Below are 8,546 nucleotides of genomic sequence, written 5' to 3'. Positions count from 1 at the left end.
GTGGACCAGCGAGTCATCAACGATCAGCACGCCGTCTTCAACTTGATGCTTTCGAACTAATGGCTTAACCGTTTTCCAGAGCGTTTGGCCAAGTTGATGAGGATGGCTTAAAAATCGAGTAACATCATCATGGCTAAGCTGGTCATCCATCAGGCGGGCCATGTTGGTAGCTGAAGTTTGGCCGAATGAACTGAGCAGATAGTCTGTATATAAATCAAGGTTCGTTTGCATTACCAAAGATAATTTGTCCACTTAACCACTTTGCGTAACTTCAGTAAATAAGGTTCATTAGTTCACTGATTAGCTAGTACTATTGTGGCTACTAGTTAATTAACTCTCTTCTTTGATCAACCTATGAATTACAAACTTTTACTGCTCTTCTTTCTTGTGTTATCCCTGAGCACCCGGGCCCAAACGCGGCTACGGCTTCACTTCTTTTCCGGCTGGTCCGATTAACCCGTCAGCCGCTGGGGCGCATGGTGGTTGGAGCCGCCTTTTTCTGCTACCCTCAGGCCCTGACACGCCCAACGAAGTCCGTGAATTTGGCTCCCGGGGAGAGGTAGCCATTGTACCTCAACGGACGGTTATAGCCAGCGGTGATTCTCGCGTCTTTTTGAGCCCGTCCAGCCTACCTGCCGACACCCATATTGACCATATTGATGCCTTATCCTTTAGCTACCGGATAGAGTCCGCTTTGCTGAACGTTACCAGCTCAATAGCTACGCTGATGCCAGGGGCGGGGAGGAAGCCTAATGGCTGATCCATCGTAAGCCCCTTTTTAGCCAGTCAACAACACCGTGTCAAAAGTGGCCACTTATGCACCCCTTATTTTCCTCAAACCGAATGAACCAACAACTACTCAATCAACCCCCGCTGCCAGGACTGGCCCTGGTGCCGCGCTGCCTGCTGGCCCTGTTACCCCACAAAGGAATTGCTCAATCGCACTACCTGTTGAATGATGGGGCGCTTGAGACTACGCTGGACGAACCACGACTTATATTAGGTGCTGCTTGGGAAACGACGCTGACCAACAAACTCGTTAATTCCCCCGGCCCGCTGGCCGTCAATCTGGCCAACAACCGTAGTCTGGTTGCCAGGGTGCGCAACAATACGCCCGGGATCGTAGCCATTCGTTTGATGACTCCCTACCAGGTTTCTTCGTGACCCTCCATTAACCAGACCATAGTGGCAGAATAATCCCGTTTATGGGGTTCGGGGTGGATACGCCGGGGGCAGCTCCGCTCAATTCAAGTAGTTTACTCATTTTTTTACTTCATGCTCATCTCAATGAATACAATTCTACGAATGCTCTGTTCAAGTACCCGGCTTAGCCGGATTCTCTTCCGGTCGGGCCTCCTAAACCAGCGGGCTTTGTATGGCCGGTTGCCATTGTTCCTGTTGCTGCTCCTGGCTTCCTGGGGTGCGCGGGCACAAGTCCAACTCCAAAAGGAATCATTCGAAACCGACGGCGAAGGCACCCGGTACGTATCGAATTACACCATCCTGCCCAATACGGTGCCGGCGGGAGCTCCTACCCGGAACCAGTATTTCTTCCGGGCATCGGAAGCCAATATGTGCAACGGTACCACTACGCCCTGCACCGGCAACCTGGCGGACCACCGCGGCACCCACACGGCGGGCGGCACGCTGGATGGCACATACTACTGGGCCGGAGAAGGCGTACGAGGTGCGACCCCCGTTGCTCCAGCGGCACCAGACCGGCAGCCGGGCACCGTTACCCTGAACTCGATTAATACGACCGGCTACCGCAACCTACAAGTGAAGGTAGGCCTCCAGGATGGACGATACACAGCCACTTCCCTGAATTGGGAGACGAATGATACGCTCAAAGTACAGGTTCGCTTCAACGGGACGAGCCCCTGGGTTACAGTCGGTCAGTTTACCAGCGATGCATCAGTTTTGGTACAAACAGGTCCTGACGTTTACGCCGGGCAGTTGCGGCAGGATGTGAACCTGGATGGCAAGGCCACGACCGCAGACCCGCTGGTTACCGCGACCATGCAGGACTTCACGTTTGAGCTGCCCAGCACGGCCACGACGCTGCAAACCCGATTTGTAGCATCCCAGGCGGGGCTCAGCGAAGAGTTTTCCTTCGATAATATTCGGGTGCTGGGCACTCCCACCGCGAATGCGGCCCCGGTGCTGGCCAATAGTGAATCGACTATAAAAAATTATCCGACGGCTAACGCGGCCGTGCAAATTACCAACACCATCACCCTGGCCGATGCCGACAACGCCACGCAAACCAGCGCGATAGTTCGCATCACCACTGGCTGGGATCCCGCCAACGACGTGCTGGCCTTCACGGGCACGGCTGCCACGGGCAACATCACCGGGACCTACAACGCCTCGACCGGGGTGCTGACGCTCATTTCGGCTGGCTCGACGGCGACGCTGGCCCAATGGCAGGCCGCCCTGCGCCTGGTTACATTCCAGACGAATACCGCCCTGCCATCGGGCAGCCAGGAGCGCGCCATTCTGTTTGCAACCACCGACCCTTCGGGTACTCAAAGCAATGCGGCGTTCCGTAGCGTGGGCTACTCGCCCGCCGTGGCACCAACCGTATCAACCGCTGCCCCCGGCAGCGTAGCGACGACCAGCGCTGTACTGGGCGGTAACGTAACGGCCGACGGCGGCGATAACGTAACCGAGCGCGGCGTGGTGTACAGCACCAGCAACAACACCCCCACCACGGCCGATGCCAAAGCCACCAACGGTACTGGTACCGGCACGTTCTCAGCCACAATAAGCACCTTGACGCCCGGCACCACCTACTACGTGCGGGCTTACGCCATTAACAGCGCGGGCACCAGCTACGGTAGTTCCATTTCCTTCACCACTACGCCCAATGCTCCGGTAGTGGATAGCCCGGCCAACGGCAGCCTGCTCAGCACGGATACCCCCACTTACACTGGCACGGCCCCAGCGGGCAGTACGGTGACGGTCTATGTGGACGGCTCGTCCATCAGCACCACCGCTCCGGGCGGGAACTGGTCCCTGGCCCAGCCCGCGTCCCTAACACAGGGTAGCCACACGGTGCGGGCCACGGCCCAGGTGACGGGCAGCGCGGTGAGCGCTAACTCCAATACTAACACCTTCTCGGTCGACACGGTCAGACCTACGGTGGCCATCAGCTCGGCTACAGCCCCCAATGGCGGCACCAGCAGCAACACCCCGTTCGCCTACACGGTGACCTTCTCGGAGAACGTGAACGCAAGCTTTGTGGCCGGCGACGTGACCGTAACCAACGGCACGATTTCGGGCTTCACCACCGTTGTTCCGGGCACGACCTTCACCTTCAACGTGACCCCGACGGCCAACGGCGTGGTGAGCGTGACTGTGCCGGCCAACGTGGCCCAGGACGCGGCTGGCAACTTCAACACCGCCGGTACGCCCGCCCCCTACAGCATTACCTATAACACCCCCTCGACCACGGTCGCTTCGGTGACGCGCCTGACGCCTTCGCCCACGGCCACGGGCCAAGTGAGCTACCGCGTAATTTTTGCGGCCAGTGTGACAGGCATCTCGACTACTAACTTCTCAGTTACGACTGCTGGCACCGTAAGCGGCGCATCGGTGAGCAGCGCGAGCGGCTCGGGTACGACCTACACCGTAACGGTGAACACGGGTACCGGCGACGGTACCCTGCGCCTGAACGTGCAAAACAGCACGGGTATCACGCCCTCGGTGACGAACGTGCCTTACACGATAGGTGAGGTGTACACCATCACCAAGAGCTTCGCGGCCGCGCCGCAGCTGACGATTGTCGGCACGGGTGGTTCGGGCTCCGACGTGACGGCCTTCGTGGACGTGGCGCAGGTACTCAGCGGAGGCTCGCCGTTTACCAATGCCCTGCAGAATGGCAGCTTTGAAATCCACAACGCGCTGAGCAACGGCGACTTCGGCTATAACCCCACGGGCGCTAGCTGGACGTTCAACGCCCAGTCCGGCATTGCCGAAAGCGGCAGCGCCTTCACGCCAACTACGCCCATTCCCAACGGCATTGCCGTGGCCTTTGTGCAGAGCAACGGCGGTGGCAACGGCCAGCTCCAACAGAATCTGGCCGTGCCCACGGGCAGCAACTACCAGGTGAGCTTCCAGGCCGCCCAGCGTGTGTGCTGCACCACGCTGGACCAGTCGCTGAACGTGTTCCTCAATGGCGTGTACCTCGGCACCATTCAGCCGAACAGCAGCTTGTACAGCACCTTCACCTCGGCGACCTTCGCCGTGACGGCCCCGGCCCTGACGGCCACCGTGAGCACGACCTCCGGCAGCCCCACCAGCACGTCGCCCATTCCCTTCTCGGTGAGCTTCTCGCAGAGCACGGGCACTACGTTCGTCGCCTCGGATGTGACGGTAACGGGCGGCACCATTACCGGCGGCAGCTTCGCGGGCAGCGGCGCGGGCTCCTACACCTTCACCGTGACGCCCAGCGGCACGGGCACCGTATCGGTGAGCCTGGCGGCCAACGTGGCTAACGACGCCAACAACACGCAGAACACGGCCAGCAACGCCGTGAGCGTGCAGTACGTGCAGCCGGTAACGGCTGCGCCGGTGGTAACGGTGCCGGCCAATGGCAGCGCCCTGAACACGAATACGCCGACCTATTCGGGCACGGCCGTGGCCAACTCAACGGTGACGGTTTATGTGGACGGCAGCAGCATCGGCACGACCACGGCCACGGCCGGCGGCAGCTTCAGCCTGGTGCAGCCCTCGGCCCTGGCCCAGGGCAGCCACACGGTGTACGCCACGGCCCAGACCAGCGGCTCGGCCATGAGTGCCAACTCGACCACCAACAACTTCACCGTCGACTCGGTGCAACCTACGGTAGCTATTACCAGCTCTGTCGGGGCTTCGGGCAGCACGACCAACACCTCGCCCATTCCCTTTACGATTACGTTCTCGGAGTCGGTGACCGGCTTCGTAACCGGCGACGTGACCGTGACCAACGGCACGATTTCAGGCTTTGTGGGCTCGGGCGCGACCTACACCTTCAACGTGACGCCCTCGGCCAATGGAGTAGTAACGGTGAATGTGCCCACCAACGTGGCCCAGGACGCGGCCGGCAACCCCAACACGGCCGCCAGCAGCCCCTACACCATCACCTACTCGGCCACGCCGACCATCGCGGGCTTTGCCGCCGACCCCGCCTCGGTATGCGTGGATAGCCCCCTCACCTTTACCGCCACGGTGGGCAACCTGACTGGCAGCGATACCTACACGCTGACCAACGGCAGTAGTGTCCGTACGGGTACCCTGGCCAGTAGTGCCTTTCGGGAAACGCTGACCAGCAGCGGAACGGGGGGACAGAGTTTTACCCTGACGGTCAGCAGCAGTGGACAACGCGCCATGGCCACCACGCCGGTGACGGTCAATGCATTGCCATTGGCCACCCTGACCAATGACGGCCCGCTGAGCTGCACCATGACCTCTGTAACGCTGACGGCTAGTGGCGGAGGTACTTACCAGTTCAGTCCGGGGGCTACCCAGCTCAACGGAGGTAACACGGCCAGTGTGAACACGGCGGGTACCTACTCAGTGACAGTGACCTCGGCCAACGGCTGTTCGGCCACCGCCAGCACCACCGTGGTAGGGGATCAGACCGCACCCACGCCGGGGCTGACCAACAATGGGCCGCTCTCCTGTACCATGACCAGTGTGACACTAACGGCTAGTGGCGGGAATACGTACCGCTTCAGTAGCGGGGCTACCCAGATCGGCACTTCCAATCAGGCTACGGTGGGTGTGTCGGGCACCTACTCGGTGACGGTAACGGGGGCTAACGGCTGCTCAGCCACCGCCCAGACCACCGTGACGGGGGACCAAAGCGCGCCCACGGCAACTCTGACTAACAACGGCCCCATCACCTGCTCGATGAGCAGTGTGACCTTGACCGCTTCGGGGGGCACCAGCTACCGCTTCAGCAGCGGGGCCAGCCAGATTGGGTCAAGTAATCAGGCCACCGTCACCATCGGCGGCCTCTACTCGGTCACCGTCACCAATGCTGGCAACGGGTGTTCGGGCGTGACCAGCACCAGCGTCAGTTCCAGTACGGTTCTGCCCACGGCGACCATCAGCGGCAACACGACCGTCACCAGCGGTGGCTCGACCACGCTCACTGTTTCGGGGGGCACCTCCCAGACCTGGTCTACCGGACAAACTACCACCAGCATCACCGTTATGGCGGGCGCCTACTCGGTCACCGTCACTAATGCCAGCGGCTGTAGCAGTTCCACCAGCGTGACCGTCAGCACGGTCAACTCGGCCCCGATGGCCACGGCCAATACCAACCAGACGGCCACCGTGGGCGTACCCTTCTCCTACACGGTCAACGCCTTCACCGACAGCGAAACGCCCAATCAGCTCACCTACACGGCCAGCATTAATCCGGCCAATGGGTTTAGTTTCGATCCTAACACGCGCATCATCTCGGGTACACCGTCGATGTCGGGGGTGAGCAGCGTGACCGTCACGGCCACCGATCCGGGTAGCCTGTCGGCCAACACCAGCTTCACCATTACGGTTAGTCCGGTTCCACCAACGCCGGTCTTCAGCATTACGGGCGTGACGACCGTGGGTTGCCAGGTGCTCTCACCGGGCCAGCGCCGGGTGACCTTCAACCCCCGCTACGAGGGACTGGATGGCTCACCGGTGAGCTTCTCGGTAGTGAATGAACTAGCTCCTACCACCAGTCCGGGGCCTTACACGCTGAACCTGTACACCGATAATCCGGTCATCACGCTTCGGGCTCTGCAAAGTGGAGCTGCCACCAGCTTTGCCTATAACTGGCTCTCGGCCTGTAGCTCCTCGACGGCCAACACGCCCCCCACGGTGGCGAATCCTGTTTCGCCCCAGTCAGCCACAGTGAACATCGGTTACACACTCTCATTAGCGGGTGTGTTTACCGATACCGAAACACCCAACGGCCTAACGCTGTCAGTGAGTGGTCTGCCAGCGGGGCTGAACTTTGTGGCTCCTTCGACCATCTCGGGTACGCCCTCCATGTCGGGGGTATCTACGGTAACCGTGACGGCTACCGATCCGGGGAGTATGAGTGCCAGCACCAGCTTCACCCTCACGGTGAATCCGGCCGCCGGTACTCCACCCCCACCAACGGGTACGTTCAGTATCACCAGCGTGCAGACCATCAGCTGCGAAGTGCTCTCAGCGGGTCAGCGCCGACTGACGTTCAACCCCCAGTATGCGGGGCTGAACGGAGCACCGGTGAGTTTCTCGGTGGTCAACGAACTGGCCCCCACCACGGCACCGGGTCCCTACACGCTGAATCTGTACACCGACAATTCGGTGGTGACGCTCCGGGCGGTGCAGAGCGGGATAGCGAGTAGTTTTGCCTACAACTGGCTGATTGTGTGTAGCAGTACAACGGCCAACACCGCTCCGACGGTGGCGAACCCCGTACCACCTCAGTCGGCCACAGTGGGCGTGGGCTATACGCTCTCTTTGGCCAATGTGTTTACCGATGCCGAAACACCCAACGGCCTAACGCTGTCAGTGAATGGTCTGCCAGCGGGGCTGAACTTCGTGGCTCCTTCGACCATCTCGGGTACGCCCTCCATGTCGGGGGTATCTACGGTAACCGTAACGGCGACCGATCCGGGGAGTATGAGTGCCAGCACCAGCTTCAGCATCACGGTGAATCCGGCGGGGGGTACTCCACCCCCACCAACGGGTACCTTCAGCATCACCAGCGTGCAGACCATCAGCTGCGAAGTGCTCTCAGCGGGTCAGCGCCGACTGACGTTCAACCCCCGGTATGCGGGGCTGAACGGAGCACCGGTGAGTTTCTCGGTGGTCAACGAGTTGGTTCCTACCACCAATCCGGGACCCTACACGCTGGATTTGTACAGCGACAACCCGGTCATCGGTTTACGAGCAGTTCAGAGTGGGGTAAGTGCTAGTTTCAGCTATGGCTGGCTGGCAGCCTGCAACCCGGGTGCCCGGCTGGGCACGGGTTCAGAAGTGCCGCTGACGGTCACCGTATTGGGTAACCCGGTATTGGGCAAAACGGTGTCCGTGGAGGTGCGGGGTGCCGAGGGTCAATCGCTGCGCCTGCAACTGACCGACGAGCGGGGTCACTTCCTGAGTGAGCAATCCATTGGCCGGGCCGAGGAAGTTGAGCGGCAGACGCTCAGCTTGGGCCAGGTTCCAGCAGGAGTGCTGCTACTGCGGGTGAGTACGTCCACGCAAAGCCAGACCGTCAAGCTGCTCAAAACGGAGTAGCCCTTATCTTCGACAGACTGGTTTACAAAAGAAGCCGCGTTCCTGCCAGGGAGCGCGGCTTCTTTTGTGATTCGGACGTATTCGTGGACGATTTTTGCTTATGCCTATAGTTAACACAAACCATTCACTGATATTAGATTAGATATCTAACAAGTACAAAAAATTACCCTTTTTAATAGTCGAAAACGGCCAGAAGGGGGAGACGAAAAGGTACGGTAATCAACAGGTTCGTTACAAAACAAAAATGCCCCCCAGCGAAAGTCGTAAATTGATTACCAGATAAG

2 protein-coding genes and 1 pseudogene are annotated in these 8,546 nt (G+C 59.9%); 2 read left to right on the top strand and 1 reads right to left on the bottom strand.

Going from position 1 to position 8,546, the window contains the following annotated elements; translation table 11 throughout:
- Nucleotides 1-231, bottom strand: a pseudogene (locus tag B157_RS38515) (IS701 family transposase); the annotation flags it as partial.
- Nucleotides 232-843: 612 nt separating this feature from the next.
- Here B157_RS38515 and B157_RS0124200 point away from each other — a divergent pair.
- Together B157_RS0124200 and B157_RS39860 are read left to right on the top strand one after the other, a co-directional pair.
- On the top strand, nt 844-1,164 hold the full coding sequence (locus B157_RS0124200) for a hypothetical protein (protein WP_020605896.1): 321 nt from the start codon (nt 844-846) through the stop codon (nt 1,162-1,164).
- A gap of 123 nt (nt 1,165-1,287) precedes the next feature.
- Nucleotides 1,288-8,262 (top strand): putative Ig domain-containing protein, encoded by a 6,975-nt coding sequence (locus B157_RS39860; protein WP_245565236.1) that lies wholly within the window; start codon nt 1,288-1,290, stop codon nt 8,260-8,262.
- The last annotated feature ends 284 nt before the right edge of the window (nt 8,263-8,546 follow it).

It is taken from the genome of Spirosoma spitsbergense DSM 19989 (assembly GCF_000374085.1).
Lineage (GTDB): Bacteria > Bacteroidota > Bacteroidia > Cytophagales > Spirosomataceae > Spirosoma > Spirosoma spitsbergense.
This window is presented reverse-complemented; position numbering and strand designations above follow the sequence as displayed.